General features: G+C 71.7%; 18 protein-coding genes. 8 read left to right on the top strand and 10 right to left on the bottom strand.

Annotated elements, in window-relative coordinates:
* Nucleotides 1-163: 163 nt before the first annotated feature.
* The 4 genes from Sru02f_RS06730 to Sru02f_RS06715 all read left to right on the top strand — a co-directional run bounded on the left by Sru02f_RS06730 (nucleotide 164) and on the right by Sru02f_RS06715 (nucleotide 5,398).
* The gene (locus Sru02f_RS06730) at nucleotides 164-1,246 is read left to right on the top strand and encodes a rod shape-determining protein (protein ID WP_109031541.1); all 1,083 of its coding nucleotides are present in this window, start codon (nucleotides 164-166) and stop codon (nucleotides 1,244-1,246) included.
* A gap of 51 nt (nucleotides 1,247-1,297) precedes the next feature.
* Entirely contained in the window at nucleotides 1,298-2,725 is a 1,428-nt protein-coding gene (locus tag Sru02f_RS06725) for a sensor histidine kinase (protein ID WP_109031540.1), read from the top strand.
* Nucleotides 2,726-2,802: 77 nt separating this feature from the next.
* Entirely contained in the window at nucleotides 2,803-2,958 is a 156-nt protein-coding gene (locus tag Sru02f_RS06720; RefSeq protein ID WP_174855057.1) for a hypothetical protein, read from the top strand.
* A 208-nt stretch (nucleotides 2,959-3,166) separates the two neighbouring features.
* Complete coding sequence (locus Sru02f_RS06715; RefSeq protein ID WP_109031538.1) at nucleotides 3,167-5,398, top strand: MMPL family transporter; 2,232 nt, start codon at nucleotides 3,167-3,169, stop codon at nucleotides 5,396-5,398.
* 111 nt (nucleotides 5,399-5,509) lie between these two features.
* On the opposite strand, the gene Sru02f_RS06710 is transcribed toward Sru02f_RS06715, so the two are convergent.
* The 4 genes from Sru02f_RS06710 to Sru02f_RS06695 are packed head-to-tail and all read right to left on the bottom strand — an operon-like array spanning nucleotide 5,510 to nucleotide 8,557.
* The gene (locus Sru02f_RS06710; protein ID WP_109031537.1) at nucleotides 5,510-7,105 is read right to left on the bottom strand and encodes a polyamine aminopropyltransferase; all 1,596 of its coding nucleotides are present in this window, start codon (nucleotides 7,103-7,105) and stop codon (nucleotides 5,510-5,512) included.
* Between the two features lie 49 nt (nucleotides 7,106-7,154).
* The gene (locus tag Sru02f_RS06705; protein ID WP_007388107.1) at nucleotides 7,155-7,595 is read right to left on the bottom strand and encodes a DUF350 domain-containing protein; all 441 of its coding nucleotides are present in this window, start codon (nucleotides 7,593-7,595) and stop codon (nucleotides 7,155-7,157) included.
* A 51-nt stretch (nucleotides 7,596-7,646) separates the two neighbouring features.
* Nucleotides 7,647-8,042 carry a DUF4247 domain-containing protein gene (locus Sru02f_RS06700; RefSeq protein ID WP_109031536.1) on the bottom strand — a complete coding sequence of 132 codons (396 nt, stop codon included), beginning with the start codon at nucleotides 8,040-8,042 and terminating at the stop codon, nucleotides 7,647-7,649.
* Entirely contained in the window at nucleotides 8,039-8,557 is a 519-nt protein-coding gene (locus Sru02f_RS06695; protein WP_109031535.1) for a DUF2617 family protein, read from the bottom strand. The genes Sru02f_RS06700 and Sru02f_RS06695 overlap by 4 nt, the downstream gene beginning before the upstream one ends.
* A gap of 532 nt (nucleotides 8,558-9,089) precedes the next feature.
* Here Sru02f_RS06695 and Sru02f_RS06690 point away from each other — a divergent pair.
* Nucleotides 9,090-9,392, top strand: a complete 303-nt coding sequence (locus Sru02f_RS06690; protein ID WP_159107537.1) for an antibiotic biosynthesis monooxygenase family protein — start codon at nucleotides 9,090-9,092, stop codon at nucleotides 9,390-9,392.
* Nucleotides 9,393-9,751: 359 nt separating this feature from the next.
* Nucleotides 9,752-12,580: a helix-turn-helix transcriptional regulator gene (locus tag Sru02f_RS06685; RefSeq protein WP_109031533.1), complete on the top strand. Its 2,829-nt coding sequence runs from the start codon at nucleotides 9,752-9,754 to the stop codon at nucleotides 12,578-12,580.
* 31 nt (nucleotides 12,581-12,611) lie between these two features.
* Here the strand turns inward: Sru02f_RS06685 and Sru02f_RS06680 are convergent, their stop codons facing one another.
* The 6 genes from Sru02f_RS06680 to Sru02f_RS06655 form a co-directional block, all read right to left on the bottom strand.
* Nucleotides 12,612-13,760 (bottom strand): acyl-CoA dehydrogenase family protein, encoded by a 1,149-nt coding sequence (locus tag Sru02f_RS06680; protein WP_109031532.1) that lies wholly within the window; start codon nucleotides 13,758-13,760, stop codon nucleotides 12,612-12,614.
* 20 nt (nucleotides 13,761-13,780) lie between these two features.
* Nucleotides 13,781-14,830 carry an LLM class F420-dependent oxidoreductase gene (locus Sru02f_RS06675; RefSeq protein WP_109031531.1) on the bottom strand — a complete coding sequence of 350 codons (1,050 nt, stop codon included), beginning with the start codon at nucleotides 14,828-14,830 and terminating at the stop codon, nucleotides 13,781-13,783.
* Nucleotides 14,831-14,872: 42 nt separating this feature from the next.
* Nucleotides 14,873-15,634: an SDR family NAD(P)-dependent oxidoreductase gene (locus tag Sru02f_RS06670; RefSeq protein WP_109031530.1), complete on the bottom strand. Its 762-nt coding sequence runs from the start codon at nucleotides 15,632-15,634 to the stop codon at nucleotides 14,873-14,875.
* A gap of 49 nt (nucleotides 15,635-15,683) precedes the next feature.
* Entirely contained in the window at nucleotides 15,684-16,727 is a 1,044-nt protein-coding gene (locus tag Sru02f_RS06665) for a ketoacyl-ACP synthase III family protein (RefSeq protein WP_109031529.1), read from the bottom strand.
* A 187-nt stretch (nucleotides 16,728-16,914) separates the two neighbouring features.
* Nucleotides 16,915-17,460 carry a TIGR03086 family metal-binding protein gene (locus tag Sru02f_RS06660; RefSeq protein WP_159107536.1) on the bottom strand — a complete coding sequence of 182 codons (546 nt, stop codon included), beginning with the start codon at nucleotides 17,458-17,460 and terminating at the stop codon, nucleotides 16,915-16,917.
* 100 nt (nucleotides 17,461-17,560) lie between these two features.
* The gene (locus tag Sru02f_RS06655; protein ID WP_109031527.1) at nucleotides 17,561-19,027 is read right to left on the bottom strand and encodes an MFS transporter; all 1,467 of its coding nucleotides are present in this window, start codon (nucleotides 19,025-19,027) and stop codon (nucleotides 17,561-17,563) included.
* Nucleotides 19,028-19,193: 166 nt separating this feature from the next.
* Here Sru02f_RS06655 and Sru02f_RS06650 point away from each other — a divergent pair, with 166 nt between their 5' ends.
* Both Sru02f_RS06650 and Sru02f_RS06645 read left to right on the top strand, forming a co-directional pair.
* Nucleotides 19,194-19,598 (top strand): winged helix-turn-helix transcriptional regulator, encoded by a 405-nt coding sequence (locus Sru02f_RS06650; RefSeq protein WP_109031526.1) that lies wholly within the window; start codon nucleotides 19,194-19,196, stop codon nucleotides 19,596-19,598.
* 286 nt (nucleotides 19,599-19,884) lie between these two features.
* Nucleotides 19,885-21,507 carry an acyl-CoA dehydrogenase family protein gene (locus Sru02f_RS06645; RefSeq protein ID WP_159107535.1) on the top strand — a complete coding sequence of 541 codons (1,623 nt, stop codon included), beginning with the start codon at nucleotides 19,885-19,887 and terminating at the stop codon, nucleotides 21,505-21,507.
* Nucleotide 21,508: the final 1 nt, after the last annotated feature.

Below are 21,508 nucleotides of genomic sequence, written 5' to 3'. Positions count from 1 at the left end.
CCGGCGCGGTCCTCCCGGGCCGCGCCGCGAACACCCCTCGTTCAGCGGCCCCCCGCCCGGCCCCCTCCAGCGGGCGCCCGCCCGCGCGGCCGCGCACGATCGGTGCCTAAGAGGCCGGCCACCGGGCGGCCCCGCACGGTCCGCGCTCTCGGGAGGATTCGCCATGACCGCCAGTACTGCCAACACCGCCAGTCTGGAGGCGCTGCGCCGCTGCCACTTCGCCGTCGACCTGGGCGCGGCGCGGACCCGCGTGTACGTCAAGGGTGCCGGGCTCGTCGTCGACCAGCCGTCCGCGGCGGCGGTCAACACCCGCACGGGCGCGCTCATCGCGGTCGGCGAGTTCGCGGAGAAGATGACCGGCCGCACCCCCGGATACATCCGTGTCGTGCGGCCCGTCTCCGGCGGCACGGTCGTCGACATCGAGATGGCCCAGCGCATGCTGCGCCATCTGCTCGGCGACCGGGTCCGCCGCGCCCTGCGCCGCAAGCCCCGGCTGCGGGCCGCCGTCTGCACCCCGCACGACGCGGATCCGCTGTCCCAGCGCGCGGCGATCGAGACACTGGTCGGGCTCGGCGCGCGCCGCGTGGAACTCGTCGACACCCTCATCGCGGCGGCGGTCGGCTGCGGACTGCCCGTGGAGCAGCCCGAGGCCACCATGATCATGGTGTGCGGCGCGCACGCCACGCAGGTCGCGGTGCTCTCCCTGGGCTCGATCGTGACCGCGGTGCGCATTCCGGTGGGCGGCGAGGCCGTGGACCACGCGATCGTGCAGCTGCTGCGCCACCAGCACGAGCTGGTGCTGCCCAGCCAGTCGGTGCGCCCGCTGCAGCTCGCCCTGTCCGGCAACGGGCTGACCCCGCAGGGACCGGCGTCCACCGAGATCCACGGCCGGGACGTGGCGACCGGGCTGGCCCGCAGTGTGCGGGTCGACACCGCCACGGTGCGCAACGCCATCCAGACCCCGCTGACCGCCGTGCTCGACGGCATCGGCAAGGTGCTGCGGGACTGCCCGCCCGACCTGGTCGCGGACCTCGCCGACCGCGGGATCATGATGGTCGGCGGGAGCGCGCTGCTGCCGGGCTTCGACCAGATGCTGCGTCAGGCCACCGGCATGCCGGTGCACATCGCGGAGCGGCCCGACGTGTGCGCGGTCCAGGGCCTCGGCAGCATGCTGGAGGGCCGGGTGGAGCCGCTGGTCCTGCACCCGACGACCGCCGGCTCCGACACGCACTCCGACTCGGACTGATCCGCCATCGGACGGCGACCGGGGAACCGGGGAACCGGGGAAGCCTGACGCATGACCGCGCAGCCCGCGCCCCGACTGGCCCGCCTCCTGGAGGCCCTCCTGGACGTCGGCACCGCCCTGGACCTGCGCGGCGTCCTCCAGCACATCGTGGACGGCGCCGCCGAGCTGACCGGCGCCGACCGCGCGGCCCTGGTCGTCGCGGACCCGGACGCGGGCGGCCTCGCCCGGATCCGCACCCCGGGTCCGGACCGCCCCGTACCGGCGACGGCGCCCCTGCTGCGGATGCCGGTCCACGTGCGGGACGAGGAGTTCGGCGAGCTGCGCCTGACCGGGCGGGCCGGGGCCGCGCCGTTCACCGTCGAGGACGAACAGCTGCTGCGGGTCCTGGCCGTGCAGGCCGGCGTCTCGATCGGCAACGCCCGGCTGTACGAGACGGCCCGGCAGCGGGAGCGCTGGATCGAGGGCGCGGCCGCCGTCACCACCGCGCTGCTCACCGAGGAGGGCGCGGGCGACGCGCTGACCACGGTGGCCGAACGGGCCCGGCTGCTCGCCGACGCCTCCGCGGGCGTCATCCTGCACCCGACCGCCGAGGGCGGCATGGCGATCGTGACCGCCTCCACGCCCCACGACCCGGACGGCATGGTCGGCGCGACCATCTCACCGGGCAGCCCGGTCCTGGAACAGCTCCTGGGCGGCGAACCGGTGTTCATCGACGACTCGGCGACCGACCCGCGCATGACGACCCGCGTACGGCACCGGTTCGGGCCGAGCATGATGCTGCCCCTGCAGGCGGGCGGCCGGCTCATCGGCACCCTCGCCCTGCCCCGACGCCGCGGCGGACGCCCGTACACGGACCTGGAGCGGCTGCTCGCGACGCAGTTCGCCTCGCAGGCGGCGCTCGCCCTCGTGCTGGCCGACGCCCGGCGCGGCAGGGAGCGGCTGGCGGTCTACGAGGACCGCGACCGCATCGCCCGGGACCTGCACGACCTGGTCGTGCAGCGGCTGTTCGCCACCGGCATGATGCTGGAGTCCACCCAGCGCCGCCCGGGCGCCGACGACGTCCGTGACATCCTCGGCCGCGCGGTGGAGGAGCTGCGCTCCACCGTCCGTGAGGTCCGTACGGCGATCCTCACCCTCCAGCAGCCCCCGGCAGGCCCCCCGGCGGGCCTGCGCGGCCGGGTCCTGCGCGAGACCGCGTCCGCCGCCGCCCGGCTCGGCACCGCGCCGTCCACGCACTTCAGGGGCCCGGTCGACGCCCGGGTGCCCGACCGGGTCGCCGATCGGCTGCTCACCGCCCTGCGCGAGGCGCTGGCCGCCGCGTCGGCGCGCCCGGACGTCTCCCGCGTCGAGGTCACCGTCGAGACGCCCGCCCCCTCGCCCGAGGGCAGGGACGGGGTGCGCCTGCGGGTCGCCGACGACGGCACGGACGCCGGGGGCGGGGAGCGGGGGACGACGGTGACGTGGTGGGCGCCGCTCTAGGTGCTGCCGCGCAGATGGTGCCGCTCTCCCGGACGGGGTACCCGTGCCGTGACCGCCCGGCAGGAGGAGGTACCACGATGAGCGAGCCGACCCCGTCCCAGGCCGAGGGCGAACGCGACGACGAGCCGGACACCCCCGACGTGCCGCACACCACTCCCTCCCAGGCGGAGGGCGAGCGGGACGACGAGGGCGAGAACGCGCCGGTTGTCCGGCCACCCGGAACCGGCCGCTGACCAGCTCGGGACATACCCGGACCGACAGCACAGACCCTTGCGAGAGGGAGCACGAGAACTACTTGACAGTGTCAAGAAAATCTCGCACTGCCAAAGACACTCACGGCGTGGATAGCGTCATGGCCGGCGATGGGGCAGCGGCTCCGCCGCACCTCCACCACCAGCGCGGGCCATGGGTTCACGCCGTGAGAACGCAAGGAGAGAGTGCGTGTTTGACCGTATAGCCGAACTGGCGATCCGCCGGTCCGGGCTGGTACTCGTCGTCACGGCCGCGGCCGTGGTCCTCATGGGAGCCCTGGGCGCCGGCGCGTTCGGCAAGCTCCTGCCTGGTGGCTTCGACGATCCGTCCTCCCAGTCCAGCAGGGCCAGGACGGTCATCACCGAGAAATTCGGCGGGGAGTCGAACCTGGTCCTGCTGGTCCGTGCCCCCGAGGGCGGCGTCGACGCCGCGAGCGCCCGGCAGCGGGGGATGGAGCTGACGGCCGGCCTCAAGGAGGAGAAGACCGTCGCCAACGTGATCTCGTACTGGGACACGGGCAACCCGGACCTCCGTTCCGAGGACGGCGAGCAGGCGATGGTGCTCGCCCATGTGAAGGGCGGCGACACCGAGGAGCGCGAGAACGCCAAGGAGATCATCGACGCGTACACCGGCGCCGGGGACGGCGGGCTCACCGTCGAGGCCGGCGGCAGCGCGGCCGTGGGTGACGACATGGGGACGTACTCCTCCGAGGACCTCGTACTCGCCGAGACGATCGCCCTGCCGCTGACCCTCCTGCTGCTCCTGTTCGTCTTCGGCAGTGTGGTCTCGGCCCTGCTGCCGCTGGCCATCGGGCTCATCGCGATCGTGGGAACGTTCGCGGAACTCTTCCTGCTCGGCAGCGTCACCAGCATCTCCATCACGGCCACCAACCTGACCACCGCCCTCGGTCTCGGCCTCGGCATCGACTACGCGCTGCTGATGGTCAGCCGGTTCCGCGAACAGCTCGCGAAGGGCGCGAGCGTGGACGACGCCGTCCGGCACACCGTGCACACCGCGGGCCGTACGGTCGCCTTCTCCGCCGCCACGGTGGCGGTCGCGCTCGCGGCGCTCCTGGTGTTCCCGCAGTACTTCCTGCGTTCGTTCGGGTACGCCGGCGTCGGTGTGGTCGCCATCGCCGCCGTCAGCACCCTCTTCGTGATGCCCGCCCTGCTCAACGTCCTGGGACACCGGGTCAACAAGGGGCGGCTGCCGTGGGCGGCGAAGGCGGAGCGGCACGACGACTCCCGGCTGCCCTTCTGGGGGCGGCTGGCCCGCACGGCCATGCGGCGTCCCGCCCTCACCGGGCTGCCGGTGCTCGCGGTGCTGCTGCTGGCGGCGAGCCCGCTGCTGGGCATCTCCATCGGCATCGCGGACGAGCGCTCGCTGCCCGAGGACGCGGCCAGCCGCCAGGTCTCGGCCCGGTTGGCGGAGAACTTCAACGGCAGTGACGCGGCGGCCGTCCACGTGGTCATGGACGAGTCCGTGGGCACGGCACCGCTGGGCTCGTACGCGGGCAGGCTCTCGCGGCTCGACGGTGTCGTCCGCGTCGAGGCGTCCACCGGGACGTACGCCGGCGGGCAGGCCGCGGCGCCCGGTCCGCGCAACGCCGCGCTCGGCCGCCCGGAGGCGCAGCGGATCAACGTGGTGAGCGACCTGGCCCCGATGTCGGACGCGGCCCAGGACCTGGTCAGGAACATTCGGGCGGTCGCGGCACCCGAAGGGACGGAGCCCCTGGTGGGCGGCAGGGACGCCGCGCTGGTCGACTCCAAGGACTCCATCACCGGCCTGATCCCGCTCGCCGGCGGCCTGATCGCGCTCACCACCTTCGTCCTGCTGTTCCTGTTCACCGGCAGCGTGGTGCAGCCGCTGCGGGCGCTGGTGCTCAACATCGCCAGCCTGGGAGCGGCGCTCGGCGTCATGACGTGGATGTTCCAGGACGGCCACTTCTCCGACCTGTTCGGCTTCACGCCGCAGCCGATGGAGGTGTCGATGACGTTGCTGATGTTCTGCATCGCCTTCGGCCTCTCGATGGACTACGAGGTGTTCGTCACCAGCCGGATCAAGGAACTGCACGACCAGGGCGCGGACAACGAGACCGCGGTCGTCAGCGGCCTCGGGCACACGGGACGCATCGTCAGCGCGGCGGCCTGCCTGCTGGCGGTGAGCTTCTTCGCCTTCGGCACGGCCGGCATCAGCTACATGCAGATGTTCGGTCTGGGCAGCGGACTGGCCATCCTCATCGACGCCGTCGCCGTCCGCGGGGTGCTCGTGCCCGCCGCGATGCGCCTGCTCGGCCGCTCGGCCTGGTACGCCCCGCCGTTCCTGCGCAAGGTGCACGACCGCTTCGGCCTCAGTGAGGGCGGCCACGAGCCGGCGCCCGTGGCGGAGCGGACGTACGAGCAGGATCCGACGGCAGTCTGACCACGCGGGAAGGCCCGCCCCCCGGACACCGTGCCCGTCTCCGTACCCCCACGGAGGCGGGCACGGCCGCGTCGCCGGACGCGACGCGGCCGTGCCCCGCGTCGTCCTGACTCAGTAGTCGCGCCACTCGTCCTGAACGTATTCGAGCACCGCGGGGTCCATCAGGGTGCTCGGCCGTACGTCGGTGCGGCGGCGGTCGACGGGGAACACGGTGGCCGCCTCGAGCACCGCCTCGTCCAGGTAGCGCAGCTTCGGCGTGTCCGGGGCGAGCCGCAGCGGCGGGGCCTCGGTGCCGGGGCGGGCGAGGACGAAGCCCCAGTTGCCGAAGCTCGGCACGTCGATCTGGAACTCCGTCGTCGCGTACCCGGCGGTCTCGATGGTCTTCGCGATCGACCAGTAGGTCTTGGGGGCGAAGAACGGCGATCCGCTCTGCACCATGACCTGGCCGTTCGGTGCCAGCACCCGGCGGAGCAGATCGTAGAACTCCACCGAGTACAGCTTCGCCAGCGACGCCGAGTCCGGGTCCGGGAAGTCGATGATCACCGCGTCGTACTGCTGCCGGGCCTCGCGCAGCCAGGTGAAGGCGTCCGCGTTGACGACCTTGGCCCGCGGGTCGTCCAGCGAATCGCGGTTGAGCTTGCGCAGCGGCTCGAAGGTGCGCGCCAACCGGGTCATCGCCGGGTCCAGTTCGACCAGGGTGACGTGCCGGACGCCCTCGTGGCGCAGCACCTCGCGCAGCGCGAGCCCGTCACCGCCGCCCATCACCAGCACGTTGGAGTGGGGGCCGGACAGCGCGGGGTGGACCAGCGACTCGTGGTAGCGGTACTCGTCGACCGAGCTGAACTGGAGGTCGCCGTTGAGGAAGAGCCGTACGTCGGGCTCCCCGGTGAAGGCGGTGGACCGGGTGACCACGATGTCCTGGTACTGGGTCGTCTCGGAGTGGATGATCGGGTCCGCGTACATGTGCTGGCGCGCCGTCACCTCCAGGTCGTCCGCCAGCACATACGTCGTGCCGAGCGCGGCGAGCACCAGGGTGACGCCGGTCAGCAGCCCGGCCTTGACCAGCCGGCCGGTCTGGCGGCGGAAGATGAACACCACGACGATGACCCCGGCGACCGCGTTGACCACGCCGACCACCAGCGCGCCCTTCAACTGGCCGAAGGTCGGCAGCAGGAACAGCGGGAAGCACAGGCCGCCGACGAGGGCGCCGATGTAGTCCACGGCGAACATGTCGGCGACGGCGCTGCTCGCCTCCTGGGTGCGGATGCGCTGGAGCAGCGTCATCAGCAGCGGGATCTCGGCGCCGATGAGCAGGCCCACCACCAGGGACACCACGATCATCGCGGGCATGTAGAGCTGGAGCCAGGCGAAGGCCGCGTACAGCATCAGGACGGACAGGCCGCCGACCAGCGCGAGTACTCCCTCCACCACCGCGAAGGCGACGACGGGACGGTGGCGCAGCGGTTTGGCGGCCAGCGAGCCCACGCCCATGGCGAAGACCATCACGGAGATGACCACGGAGGTCTGGAGCACCGAGTTGCCGATGAGGTAGCTGCCCAGCGCGGTCAGGGCCAGTTCGTACACGAGGCCGCAGGCCGCGCAGAGGAAGACGGCGAGCAGCAGCAGGAACCGCGCCCCTCGGGTGTGGTGGTCGGCCGGGGGGCGCGGGGGCGCCGCGACGGCACGGTCGTCCAGGGCGGAACTCATGGGGGTGGCCTCGCGGTGGTCCTCGTGGTGGTCCTGGGAGGTGGTGGTCCTAGGAGAGGGCCGCGCCGACCATGGCGGCGGTGCCCAGGTACATGCCGGCCTGGACCCAGGCGGCGGGGTGCGGGCGGCGGTCGTCGCCGTCGTCGAGGGCCACCGCGCCCATCTGGCCCGGCGTCAGCATGCCGATGACGATGCCGACCAGCGTCATCACCAGCACCCCGGCCAGACCGTAGAGCAGCGTGCTGAACAGGCCGTAGCCGAGGCCCTCTTCGGACTCGCTGGCCCGGATGGCCGACATGATGACCAGCCCGACCGCGACGGACTGGCTGCCGAGGAGCACGGCCGCGCCGCGGTTGCGGTCCCGCCACACCACGTGGAAGAGCTTGCCGGGCGTGACGAGGTCGAGGGCGACGAAGCCGACGGCCATCACGGCGAGGCCCACGACCCCGTAGAGCAGGGCCTGCCCGGCCGACTCGAAGATCTCGGTCACTGCGTTGCCTTTCTGGAGGGCGTCGTCAGGTGCGGGAAGGGGCGCCGGGCGTCACTTGCCGGAGCCGGGGCCGCCGCCGCGGAAGCTGCTCGGGTTGGGCCAGTAGGTGAGGTGCTGGTGGTGCCGGCGGTAGCCGTTGCGGTAGTCCTCGATCTCGATCGTGCTGCCGTTCCGGTACGGCGAGACGGTCACCATGTCGTCGCCGTAGCGCAGGAACTCCTTGCCGTCGCCGGACGCCCGGTCGAGGGCGTCGCGGTGGTCATCGATCGCGTCGGCGACCTTGGACGGCGAGCTGTCCTTGTCGAGCCACCCGCTCCCGCCGGTGGAGTACGTCTTGCCGATCCAGCCGCGCGGGACGCCGTCCTCCCCGTCGCTGGAGCAGGCGGAGAGCAGGACCGTGACCAGCACGGCCGCCACCGCCCCACGCAAGAGTCGGGCGCTGTTCATCGAGCCTCCAGCCGGCTGTGCGTCGATACGATGTGCCCGTCCTGCGGGTAGCTGTGCCAGGTGCGCCAGGCCAGCGCCGGGCGGTCTGCGCCACTGGATCCCTCGCCGCACGCCTCCACGACGACCGCCGTCACCGCTTCCGGGGACCCGGGGAAGACCCCGCTCAGGCTGTGCTCCGCCTCGTCGGCGCGGCTCAGGGCGTCCGCGACCCGGGCGCTGAACTCCGCGGGGCCCAGGCATGCCGTGACGGCGCTGAAGTCGTACGTCCACCCGGCCGACCGCCGGGTGAGCGTCGTCGGCAGTCCCCTGACCGCCTCGGGCAGGCACGCCACGGTCTCCCGCACCGGTCCCGCGAAGACCTGATGGGACGCGCCGAGCAGCCTCAGTCTTACGGCGAGCCCTCCCACGGACACCTCACGTTCGGCGAGCGCCGGCAGTTCGGTCAGGTCCAGGGAGAAGCAGAGCTGATCCGCGGCCGTATCCAGGAAGGCAGCTTGCAGAGATACGGCGTGCATGCGGCCCCCCGGTCCGATAGTGCTACGAGCGGCGCCGAGTATGACACACGTGTCAGCGATGGCCGGAACGCGGCCCTCGTTCAGGTCCGGGCTCGTGTTCACAAGAGCGATTCATCCCTGTATGCGCGCGCGAGGGGCGCGCGGCGAGGCGCGCTTCACCCACGAGTCCGGTGCCGACCACGCGACTCGGGTGACGACGCTCACACGGTGGGCACCTCCGGAGAGGAAGTGCCCACCATGCGAGAATTGTCGATGTGATTGTCATCACGATGCACGGGGCATGTCCGAACAAGTAGACCTGACGCCGGCGCGTCACGCCCTCAGACTTTCTTCACATTCTCTGCGACTACTCCGCAAGCGAGAAGATCCGGCCAGCCAGGCCGATAGATGCCGGAGACACGTACGTTACAGGGTTACATCGATGTGCCCTCTTCCGCCAACAGACCCCTTTCCGCCATCATGGGAGATATTGAGCCGTTCCCCACGGACACCGGGGAACGCATTTCGCAAACCTAGCGCAAAGGACTTGGCGATGCTTATCGAGCACACCCTTCTTTCTGTCAAGCCGGACCAGCAGGAGAGTTTTGAGAAGGTATTTACCGAAGCCCAGCAAGTCCTCGCCAAGGCGCCCGGCTTCCAGTTCGTGGACCTCCTTCGCGAAACCAGCGAAAAGGGAACCTATCTGTTGATCACGGCCTGGGCGACGGACCGCGAGGGGGCGGACGGGTTCCGCGCGTCCCCCTTGTTCCAGCAGTGGAACGACCTGCTCACCCCGCACCTCGCCGCGTCCCCGGACTCCTCGTTCTTCAGCCTGCTCGCGCACTACCCCAACTGAGGCGCGCACCGGCACACGCAGGACACACGGGAGACACAGAACGCTCGGCCACCCCCGGCCGAGCGTTCTGCATTTCGAACCCGCATTCCGGAAGGATGCATTCCGCATTACCGCGGATATGCAGGATACCGGGGACGATTCGAAGCGCCACTTATTTTTCACAGAATAGAAAACGATAACACGCGCACCGCAAGTTATCGATCATCAATTGTCGTACTTCTGTGCTAGAGTCGAACTGTCGCAACTTGAATCACACACAGAGACAGGGATCCGCAAGAGTTGCGCGGCACCGGTGGCCCTCTCCGGCAAACGGTGCAGCAGGACTGGCAGCGCACATCGCCATATGGGGGATTTTGTTCATGGCATTGTACGAGCGCGAGCGTCAACTCACAGAACTGCGTCGTAAATTTTCCAGAGTCTTGACCGGAAAGCGTCAGGTCGTCATCGTCAACGGTCCCGTGGGCAGCGGGAAAACCGAACTGCTCCGCGCCTTCGCCGAGCGAACCGCGGGCGACAGGGTGCATCTGGGAGCCGTCGCCTCCAGGGCCGAGCAACACATGCCCACCGCCGCCTTACGGCAGCTCGTGCGTGCCGCGGCCCTGCCCGGCACCGTCACCGAACGAGTGGACGAGCTGTTACGCGCGCTCGCCGCCTGTCCCGCCCCGGATTCCCACACCGCGCATCCGGACGCGATCTACCTGCTCCACAGTGTCTGTGCCACTCTGCTCGACGCCCTGGAGGAGGATCGGCGTCCGCTGCTCATCACCGTCGACGACGTCCACTACGCGGACATGTACTCCCTGCACTGCCTCGCCCTCCTACTCAGACGCCTGCAACGGGTGCCGGCCTTCCTCATCCTCACCGAGGCCCCCCGTGTGAGCACCGCAGCCCGGCTGTTCCAGGCCGAGTTCCCGGTCGAGTTCATCAGCCGGGTCAACCTGGGGCCGCTCACCCAGAAGGGCGTCGCCGCTCTGCTGCGTGAACACCTCGGACCCACCCAGGCACGCGAGGCGGCGCCGCGCTGGCACGGGGTCAGCGGCGGCAATCCCCTGATGCTGCGGGCCCTGCTGGACGACATGCGGGGCGGTGACGGCGACCGGTCCGGGGAGACCCGGGAACCCGTGGCCGGGATGGCCTACAGTCACGCCCTGCTGAGCTGCCTGCACCGCAGCGAGCAGACGGTGCTCGACGCCGCACGCGCCCTGGCGGTGCTGGGTCCGGACACGGACGTCCACATGGTCGCCAAGCTCATCGGCATCAGCACGGAGACCGCCCAGCGCGCCTGGGGAGCGCTGGAGCAGACCGGTGTCGTCACCAAGGGCGGCTTCCGGCATCCGGAGGCGCGGCTTGCCGTACTCGGGGACGTGCCCCGCGATCAGCTCGACGAACTGCACTGGCTGGCCGGGCGCCTGCTCTACGCCAACGGGGCGGATGCCGCCACCATCGCCGAGCAGGTGGTGGCGGTGGAGGCGGACGAGCCGGCCGCGGTGCCCCTGCTGCACGAAGGGGCCAAGCAGGCGCTGTCCGAGGGCAAGGTCTCCGACGCACTGGCCTTCCTGCGGCGGGCGTACCAACTGGACGCCCAAGAGGACCAGATGACCACCACGACCTCCCTGCTGGCGCGGGTCGAGTGGCGCCTCGACCCGGAGACCGCCCTGCGGCGGCTGCCCGCGCTGCGCCGGGCCGCGAAGGACGGCCACCTGGCCTTCGAGGACTGTCTGAACCCGGTCGGCCTGCTGCTGTGGGGCGGTGAGCCGGGCGCAGCCCTGGCGCTGTGGCACGCGACGGTCCGTCGCACCAAACCCTCGCGTCAGGCGCTCGCGAACCCGATGCTGGCCCTGCGCATCTTCCTGAGCGGCCTGTACCCGACGGAGTCCGCCGCCTTCGAGACGGCGGGCACCGAGACGACGGACGAGGCTCCCGGCCCGCTGATGGAGGACTGCCTGCGCATGTGCCAGTTGCTGCGCGAGCCCCCCAGCGAGCAGGCAGCGGTGTCCGCCGAGAAGTGCCTGCACGACCACCCCCTGCGGGAGAGCAGTATCGGGCTGGTCGTACTCGCCCTGATGGTCCTGCTGGTCAACGGCCGCCTCGCGCCCGCCAGGCGCTGGGCCAAGGAGCTGCGGGAGGAGGCCGACGCCCAGGGCGCCACCAGTTGGGCGGCGTTCCTGCGCGGGATGGAGGCCTCGGTGACACTCCAGCTGGGGGATCCGGCCAGTGCCGCCCAGTATGCTCGGATCGCTTTGACATCCTTGTCGGAGCGGGGCTGGGGGGTGGCCGTCGGATTGCCGCTCAGCGTGCTGATCCGGGCGTACACCAGCCTTGACCGGCTGCGGGAGGCCGGGGCGTGCCTGCAGATCTCGGTGCCCGAAGCCATGTTCCAGACGCCTGTGGGGCTGATGTACCGGCACGCCCGCGGCCTCTACCACCACGCCTCGGGGCGCTACGAGGCGGCTCTCGACGACTTCCGGGCCGTCGGTGACCTGACCCGGCAGTGGGGTGTCCGCATGCCCGGACTCAACACCTGGCAGACCGACGCGGCCTGGAGCTGCCTGGCGCTCGGCCGCGTCCCGGCGGCCACCCGGTACGCCAGGGCACAGCTCGAACAGTGCGCACCCGGCGACCGCCGGGCACGCGCCGCAGCGCTGCGGCTGCTGGCGGCGGTCGAGGACGACCCGGCGGCCGCGATCGCGCGGCTCAACGAGGCGGTGCTGCTCCTGGAGCGGGGCGAGGAGACCCTGGACCTGGCGCACGCCCTGGCCGACCTCGGCCACACACTGCGGCGGGCGGACCAGAACGTCGCCGCCGGCGCGGCCCTGGAACGGGCCGGGAAGCTGGCGGCCAGGGGCAACGTGCGGCGGCTGGGCACGAGCCGGGCGCCCGTCGCACCGGCCTCGGCCCCGGGCACCGAGCCGGTCCCCGTCCTGACGGAGCGACAGCCCGCCGCCCCCGGGCTGCTCAGCAGGGCCGAGCAGCGCGTCGCCGTGCTCGCCGCACACGGCATGAGCAATCGCCAGATCTCCAGGAAGCTGTACGTCACGGTCAGCACGGTCGAGCAGCACCTGACGCGCATCTACCGCAAGCTCAATGTCACCCGGCGGGTCGACCTGGCGCTCCAGCCGCTCGTGATCGACCAGATGGGGGCCGGCGAACCGGCCGAGGTCCAGGGTCTGCAGACCCACGCGAGCTGAGTCCGCGGTCCGTCGGCCGGGACCGCGCCCGTCACGGGGCGAGATCCCGGCCGATGATCTCCTTCATGATCTCGGTGGTACCGGCGTAGATGGTCTGCACCCGGGCATCGACGAAGGCCCTGGCCACCGGGTGCTCGGCCATGTAGCCCATGCCGCCGTGCAGTTGCAGACAGCGGTCGGCGACCCGCTGGTGCAGTTCCGTCGTCCACCACTTGGCCTTGGCCGCGTCCACCGCCGACAGGGTGCCGGCGTTGTGGGCGAGTACGGCGGCGTCGAGGTAGGCCTGGGTGACGTCGAGTTCCGTGGCCAGCTCGGCAAGGAGGAAGCGGGTGTGCTGGAAGTCGCCGATCGGCCGTCCGAAGGCACGCCGCTCGAAGCAGTGCCGCGTCGTGGCCCGGAGGACGGCGGTGGCCGAGGCGACGGCCTGCACCGCGACCGACAGCCGCTCCAGGGGCAGCCGCTCCTTGAGCTGGGCGAGCCCGCGCCCGGCGGTGCCCAGCAGGCGGTCCTCGGGCAGCCGGACGTCGTCGAAGAACAGCTCGGCCGTGTCCTGCGCCCGCAGGCCGATCTTGGCGAGCCTGCGCCCCCGCCGGAAGCCGGGGTCGTCGCGCTCGACGACGAACAGGCTGAAGCCCCCGCTGCCCCCGCCGGGATCGGTACGGGCCGCCACGATCACCGTGTCGGCGTGGATGCCGTTGCTGATGAACGTCTTCCGACCGCTCAGCACCCACGCTCCCCCGTCCCGCACCGCACGGGTGCGGATGCCGCGCAGGTCGCTGCCGGCCTCCGGCTCGGTCATGGCGATGGCGCCGATCAGCTCGCCGGACGCCAGGCCCGGCAGCCATCGTTCGCGCTGGTCGGGGGTGCCCAGTTCCAGCAGGTAGGGGATGACGATGTCGTCCTGTACGCCCATGCCCGCGCTGAGCGAGCCGGCTCCGGCGGCGGCCGTCTCCTCCGCGACGACGACGCGGTAGCGGTAGTCGGGTTCCCCGCCCCCGCCGAGACGCTCCGGCACGCAGAGCCCGATGACTCCTTGCCGGCCGGCCGTCCGCCACACCTCGCGGGGGACGAGTCCCCGTTCCTCCCACTGCTCGTAGTCCGGCGCCACCTCCCTGGTGAGGAAGGCGCGGACCGTCTTGCGGTACATCTCGTGGTCCTCGGTGAACAGGTTCCGGTCCATCAACGTCTCCCGATCCCGCTTCAGGCGGTCAGCGCGACGGCCTGTTCGACCAGCCGCAGCCGTTCCTCACGACTCGTGGCGGCACGTCCCACCGGACTGAGCGAGAGCGTGGTGACCCCGGTGGCGGCGAACGCCGCGACGCGCTCCGCGCACTCGGCGGGCGAGCCGATCAGCGACACGCCCCGCACCAGTTCCTCCGGCACGGCGGCGGCGGCGTCGCGTCGGCGGCCGTCCAGGTAGAGGTCCTGGATCCGGGCCGCCTCGGCGGCGTAGCCGTACCGGCAGGCCAGGTCGAAGTAGAAGTTGTGACCCCGTGCGCCCATGCCGCCGACGTAGTGGGCCAGCCGCAGCCGCGCGGCGTCGAGCGCGTCGGCCACGTCCGCTCCGATGCAGGCCGGGACGTCGACCTGCACCCGCAGGTCGCCGCAGGCGGGGTCCCGCTCGGCCAGACCCTTCTCGAGGGCCGGGCCGAAGACGTCGGCGGCGCGCTCGGGCAGGAAGAAGATCGGCTGCCAGGCCTCGGCGACCTCGGCCGCCAGCGCGACGTTCTTCGGTCCCATCGCGGCGATCACCACCGGGATGCGCTCGCGCACCGGCCGGTTGAGCAGCTTCAGCGGCTTCCCCAGCCCGGTCCCCTCCCCCGGTCCGAGCGGGACGTGATAGTGCCTTCCCTCGTGGACCAGGGTCTCCCGGCGCCAGACCTTGCGGCAGATCTCGACCACCTCCCGGGTACGGCCCAGGGGTGCGTCGTAGGGGACGCCGTGGAAGCCCTCGACCACCTGGGGGCCGGAAGCCCCGATGCCGAGGGTGAACCGGCCGCCGGAGACGTGGTCGAGTCCGGCCGCGGTCATCGCGGTCAGCGTCGGCGTCCGGGAGTAGATCTGCAGGATGCCCGAGCAGATCTCCAGCCGGTCGGTGACGGCGGCGAGGTAGCCGAGCTGGCTGACGGCGTCGAAGCTGTACAGCTCGGAGACCAGGACGCAGGCGAGCCCGGCCCGTTCGAGGTCACGCAGCTCGGCCGCGGCCTCCAGGAAGCCCCCTCGGTGGTCCAACTGCATACCGATGCGCATCCGTACTCTTCCTTCCCGGCCCCTGGACGGGCCGCGCGCCCCTCACCGGGGCGTCATCCGGATGCTCCCGTCGAGGCGTATCACCTCACCGTTCAGCATCGGGTTGGCAATGATGTGCGCGACCAGCGCGGCGTACTCGGCCGGTTCGCCGAGCCGGGCCGGATGGGGGGTCTGCGCGCCGAGCGACTTCACGGCCGCCTCGGGCAGGGCGTCCAGCATGGGGGTGGCGAACAGTCCCGGGGCGACGGCCACCACCCGGATCAGCAGCCCCGACAGGTCCCGGGCCAGGGGCAGGGTCAGGCTCGCCACACCGCCCTTGGAGGCGGCGTAGGCAGCCTGACCGATCTGCCCGTCGAAGGCGGCGACGGAGGCGGTGTTGACGACGACTCCGCGCTCGCCGCCGACCGGCTCGGTGCGGGCGATGCGCTCGGCGGCGAGCCGGACCACGTTGTACGTGCCCACCAGGTTGACCCGCACCACCCGCTCGAACTCGGCCAGCGGGAAGGGGCCTTGACGGCCCACGGTCCGGATCGAGTTGACGACGCCGGCGCAGTTGACCACGTACCGGACCGGGCCCAGCGACTCGGCCAGGTCCAGCGCGGCCGCCACCTCCTTCTCGTCGGTCACGTCCGTGGGGGCGAACGCCGCCCGTGGGCCGAGGCGTTCCGCCTGTTCCCGGCCCGCCGAGGTCGGCAGGTCCGCGATCACCACGGCGGCGCCGGCCGCGACGAGGTGTCCGGCCGTTGCCAGCCCCAGCCCGGAGGCGCCCCCGGTGACCAGTGCCACCCCGTCGCCGATGTCCACCGCTGTCTCCCTTCGTGCGTCCCCTGTGTACGGCGGTCGGTCAGCCGGGTCAGACGGCGGTGGTCGACCAGTCCGGCTCACCGGCGACCTCGAGGACCGCCCAGCCGAAGTTGTAGCCGCTGCCCACGCCCGCGACGGCCACCCGGTCTCCGGTGCGCAGCGCGCCGCTCTCCAGCAGGTGGGCGAGCCCGGCGAACTGGTCTCCGGCGGCGATGTGGCCCACTTCCCGGCCCCACGCCCAGGTGGTCTGCTCCTCCGAGATGCCGGCAGCCTTGCGCAGCTCCCAGTCCTGCGCCGACCGCCCGATGTTCGGGAAGACGAACCGGGCGACGTCGGCGACCTTCACCCCGGCGTCGTCCAGCGCGGTCTGCATCGCCTCCTGCTGACGGACCGTCATGGTGCGGATGATGTCCTGAATGTCGCCGCCGCCGATCAGGTACTCCTTCTTGCGGTCGCGCAGCGAGATCGGCCAGCCGGCGTCGCCGGAGGCGCCCTGCCACCCGCCGGTACCCCGTCCGAGGGCCTCGTGCGAGGTGTCGCCCACCGTCGCCGTGGACAGCAGCCGCAGCACGCCCGGCTCCCGGGACAGCACCAGCGCGGTCGCGCCGTCCGCCAGCAGGATGTTCTTGTCGGTGCGGTAACGGTCGTACGAAGGGGCGTTGTAGCGGTCGCCCGTGGTGATGAGCGCGGCACCGCGGCCGGGGACGGCGGTCAGGTACGCGGCGGCCATCTCCAGGGCCATGATCGCGCCGTTGCACGCCTGCCTGACCTCCAGCGCAGGCGCGGTACCGCCCGCCGTGTGCTGCTGGATGTAGGAACCCGGCGTCCAGTGGTCGAGTCCCTGGAAGGTGGAAGCGGCGTGCAGGTAGAGACCGACTCCGCCCTCGCCGACCGCACCCCGGCCCAGCGCCTCGCGGGCCGCCTCGACCGCCATGTCGGCCGGGGTCAGCTCGTCCTCCACCCGTACGAAGAGGTAGTCGTTCTCCTCGTGTTCCTCCGCGTCGTAGCGACCGTCGGCCACCGCCTCACGGACGTCCTCACGACGCCCCAGACGAGCCGCGACACCGCCCACGTACAAGTCGTTCCACTGCATTTTCCCGCCCTTTCCATGGAATCTGCGACAGCCTTGGACCGCTTCGGAAGCTATCGGCGGCCCCACCCCTACAACCAACCCCAGAAGTTCCGCGCCCAGTTCGCGGACCCCCCTATCACCGAGGCCCCGGGGAAAAGACGCTTCGCCCTGCCGGGGGATTGCAGGGCGAAGCGCGTTCAGAGGGACGTCACCGGGCCCACGAGGGGCTGCGGCCGCTCGTCCCGAGTGCCCGCTGCAGCGCGGGGGCGTTGGGCGACAGGTGCAGTGGCGGCCCGTAGCTGCCACTCGCCCGGGCCCCGGCGGCGAAGCCCTCCACGGCCTCCAGCACCGCCTGCCCGGCCGGCTTGCTGAGCCGGTACGGACTGCCGGTCGCCACCGCCAGGTCCCAGCCGTGCAGACCCAGCTCCTGCACGGTGATCAACACCGCCAGGTCGGCCGGCACCGGACCGAAGCCCAGGTCGGTGGTCCCGACCAGGGCGCCGGGCGTCTGCCACACGGCGCCCACCGTGCGGGCAGCCGCCGCCACCGAGGCCGGATCGGATCCCCCGGCCGGCCAGGGCTGCGGGATCTTGCGCGCCGCCCCCTGCGACCTGGCGAGGAAGGACGCCAGGTGATCGAGCAGGCGCCCGACCGTGAAGTCGGTGCACGGGGTGCGGGCTTCCAACTGCTCGGGACGCACCGCCTCGGCCGTCACCGTCAGCACGTCCGCCAGTTCGGTGATGACGGCGGACACGACGCTCGTCGTGGACGCGGGCGGCTCGGGGGACCCGGGGCCCCCGGAGGTCCTGGGGTGTCCGTGGGCCTCGGGGACCTCCGAGGGCGCCGACGCCATGTCAGGAAACCGCGGTTTCGTCCGCCGCCGGCGCCGGGGCCGGCTGCTCGACCGGCTTCGGCTTGTCGTGCAGCAGGGCGAGGAAGGAGCCCGCCACGGTCACGATCGCGCCCACGACACCGGCGAGCCGCAGGCCGTCGGTGAGGTCGCCGAGCGGCGGCACGCCCGTGGTGTCCACGTCCACCGTGGTGTTGGCCACGGCCACCAGTGCCGCGAGACCGACCGCGCCACCGATCTGCCGGGCGGTGGTGGCCATCGCCGAGGACACGCCCTGCTCCAGCGGGGCCACTCCGGCACCGGCACCGGCGAAGATCGCCGGCATGGCGAGCGCACCGCCCACGGCCCAGACGACCAGGCCGGGCAGCAGCACCCAGTACGAGCCGGTGCCCTCGCTGGTGAAGGCCAGGGCCATCCCGGCCATGCCGACGCCGGTGGTGAGCGTGCCGAGGAACAGGGCGCCGCGCAGTCCGAGCTTGGTCAGCAGCTTGGTGCTGAACCGGGCGGCGAAGAGCATCGACGCGATGGTCGGCGGCAGGAAGCCGAGACCGGCCGCGAGCGGGCTGTAGCCCAGCACTTCCTGCAGATAGGTGGTGAACAGGTAGTACGCGGCGCCGAGGCCGCCCTGGTAGATGAAGGCGACCAGCATGGTGATGGCCAGGCTGCGGTGGCGCAGCAGCCGCAGCGGCATCAGCGGACTGCCGGCGCGCGACTCGACGAACAGGAACAGCGCCAGGAGCACCGCGCCGACGGCGATGGCGCCGGCTCCGCGTGCGGAGCCCCAGCCCTCGTCGGGACCGCTGGCCAGGCCGAAGACCACCAGGGTCGAGCCGAGCGTGGCGACCAGGGCGCCGAGCAGGTCGAAGCCCTTTCCGGCACCCGGCAGGAACGTGTCGGCGGGCAGGATGCGGGGGGTGAGGAGCGCCGCGCCGACGGCCAGCGGCACGTTGACGAAGAAGATCCACTCCCAGCCGGCGTAGTTGGTGAGCACACCGCCCAGCAGCGCGCCGGCGGACAGGCCGGCGCCGCCCACGGCGCCGTAGACCACGAGCGCCTTGTTGCGGGCGGGCCCCTCGTCGAAGCTGGTGAAGACCAGCCGCAGGGTGGAGGGGAACAGCAGGGCGCCACCGATGCCCTGCACGGCGCGCGCGGTCAGCAGCACACCGGAGTCCTCGGCCAGGCCGCCGACCATCGACGACACGGCGTAGATGAGAAGTCCGACGATGAACATCCGGCGCGGGCCGAGCCGGTCCGCGGCTCGGCCGCCGAAGAGCAGCAGGCCACCGAGCGCGACGATGTAGGCACTCACCACCCATTGCAGGGACTGGACGGTGAATCCCAGCGCGCTGCCGATGTCCGGCAGCGCCACGTACACGATGTTGAAGTCCAGCGTGATGATGAACTGGGCGAACGCCAGCAGAGCGAGTCTCGCCCCGGGACTCGACGAGGGACGAGTGGCAGCATCGACCATGGGATGAGCTTCCTTCGCGGGGAATGCCGAAGAGCTTCGGCGGGCCTGATCACGGCACGGGTCGGCGTGGCCGCATCTTGAGCGGCACAAGAAATGCCGCTAGGGCACGTCTTGTTACAGAGACCATGCTCTGTGAGGATGGAGCGCAGTGGAAGGAGGCACTTTCATGTCCCAGGGGAACACCGATGTGTCCGAGCGCCTGGCCAAGCACGCGGAGGCGTGTCCGGTACGCGAGATCATCGACCGCGTCGGCAGCAAGTGGAGCGTGCAGATCATTCTCGCTGTCACTCAGGGGCCCGTCAGATTCACGGAGCTGGAGCGCAGCATCGAGGGGATCAGTCGCCGCATGCTCACCCTGACGCTGCGCAACCTGGAGCGCGACGGCCTCATCATCCGGACCGTCTACCCGACGGTACCTCCGAAGGTCGAGTACACGGCCTCCGAGATGACGATGGAGCTGGAAGGCCCGCTGTCCCAGCTCGCCCGCTGGGCCCTGAGGCACCGCGACGAGGTGATCACCGCGCGCGAGGTCTTCGACACCGGCAAGGAGAAGGAAAAGCTGGCCTCCTGACGGCCGGCCGCCCGCCGGGCACCCCGCGCGCCGCACCATCGAGAACCGGGTCCACGGGACCCGGTTCTTTTTGTTGCCCAGGTGAGCCCGGACATTAGGGGAGGCGGTTAGGGGCTGGCGGCAATGACGGTCCGGGTAGGACTGGGGTTGGCGGTAGGGGGAGGCCGAAACCTAGCTTTCCGTGGACGGACCACAAAGGGTGCGGCCACGAAAGGAACACCTATCCATGCCTGTCAGGCCTAGCGCATCCGCCGACGAGCCTGTTGCCGAGAGTTTTCTCGCGTCATTGGAATCAGGCCGTCTCGACTGGAACACACTGCTTCCCTTTCCCGTCCCCGACGCCGCGTCGGGGACGGTCGCGGACGCACTGATCAAGGAGATCACCGAGTCGGTCGCCGCGGAGGTCGACCCGGAGCGGACGGATGCGACGGGGCAGCTTCCCGACGGCCTGATCGACAGGCTGCGGGACGACGGCTGGTTCCGGCTGCGCAACGCGTCCGCGCTCGGCGGGCACGAGCTGTCGGACTACGACGCCTTCCGCCTCGTCGAGCGGGTGTGCGCCGTGTCGCAGCCGGTGGGCCAGACGCTGGCCATCCAGAACGCCGTGGGGGCGGCCGCCCTGCTGGCGGCGCTGCCCGACGGCCCGCTGCGCGCCAAGGTGGAACGGCGCATCGCCGCGGGGACGGTCTCCGCCTTCGCGGGTACCGAACCCGAGGGGGCGAACAACGCCTGGCCGGGCACGACGGCCGTGCCCGCGGCGGACGGCTCCGCCTACCGGCTCAGCGGCGAGAAGGTCTTCACCGGCAACGGCGACATCGCGGACCTGCTCGCCGTCCTGGCCACGGTGCCGGAGGACGGCCACCGCCGGGTGGGTGTGTTCTTCGTCGACACCACCGACCCGGGCTTCCGCGTCCGGTCCCGGCTCGAGTTCATGGGAAGCCGCGGTCTGCACAACGCGGCCCTCACGCTCGACGGTGTCCGGGTTCCGCGCGAGGACGCGTTGCTTGGGGAACCGGACGCGCCCAGGTTCCCGGCCCCGGTCGGTGCCATCGCCCTGCTCAGCGCGCTCTTCTTCAACGCCGCACCGGCACTGGCCATCGCCCGGCAGTGCCAGGAGTGGTCGTCGGCGTTCGTCGCCCGGCGCGCCATCAACGGCCGCCCCCTGGGCGAGTACGACCAGATCCAGCGGATCCTGGCCACGACCGCCGCCGAGGTCTTCGCCATGGACACGGTAGTACGGTGGAGCCTGCTGGACAGCGGGCTCACGGATCGCTGGTTCGAACGGTCGGTCACCAAGAACCTGTGCACGGTCACCGCCTGGCGGATCGTCGACCGGACGATGAGCCTGCTCGGCGGCGAGGGTTTCGAGACCGCGCGCAGCAAGCAGCGCCGCGGCGCCGAACCGCTGCCGCTCGAACGGCTCTTCCGCGACGCCCGCGGGCTGCGCGTCTCCGGCAACATCGACTTCCTGCTCGACATCCAGTCCGCCCGGCTGCTGCTCGCCGGCCGCTACGCGGCCGGAGGGGCCGGGGCTGCCGACGACGTTCCCGAACCTGCCCGCCCCACTGGGCTCGGCCCCGCCAACGAGGCCCATCTGCGGGCCGCGGAACAGGGGCTGCGCCGCTTCGAACGCGTCTGCCGGCGGCTGATCGCCGAGCACCCGCGGCCGGACGCCCTGTTCGGCCGCCAGGAGACCCTGCGCCTGCTCGGACGGATCTCGGCCGAACTGTTCTCCATGTGCGCGGTCCTCGCCCGGGTCGCCTCGGACACCGATGACGGCGCGCAGGGCCTGACCGACGTCCACTGCACGGCCGTGCGGCACCGGCTCGCCGGCCTGTGGCGCCGGCTCACCGCGACCGGTGAACCCGACTACGCCGCGGTCAGCCGGTCACCGGCCGCCCACCACTGAC

It is taken from the genome of Streptomyces rubrogriseus (assembly GCF_027947575.1).
GTDB lineage: Bacteria > Actinomycetota > Actinomycetes > Streptomycetales > Streptomycetaceae > Streptomyces > Streptomyces rubrogriseus.
Note: the sequence above shows the minus strand (reverse complement) of the source record. Positions and strands in the feature narration are given on the sequence as shown.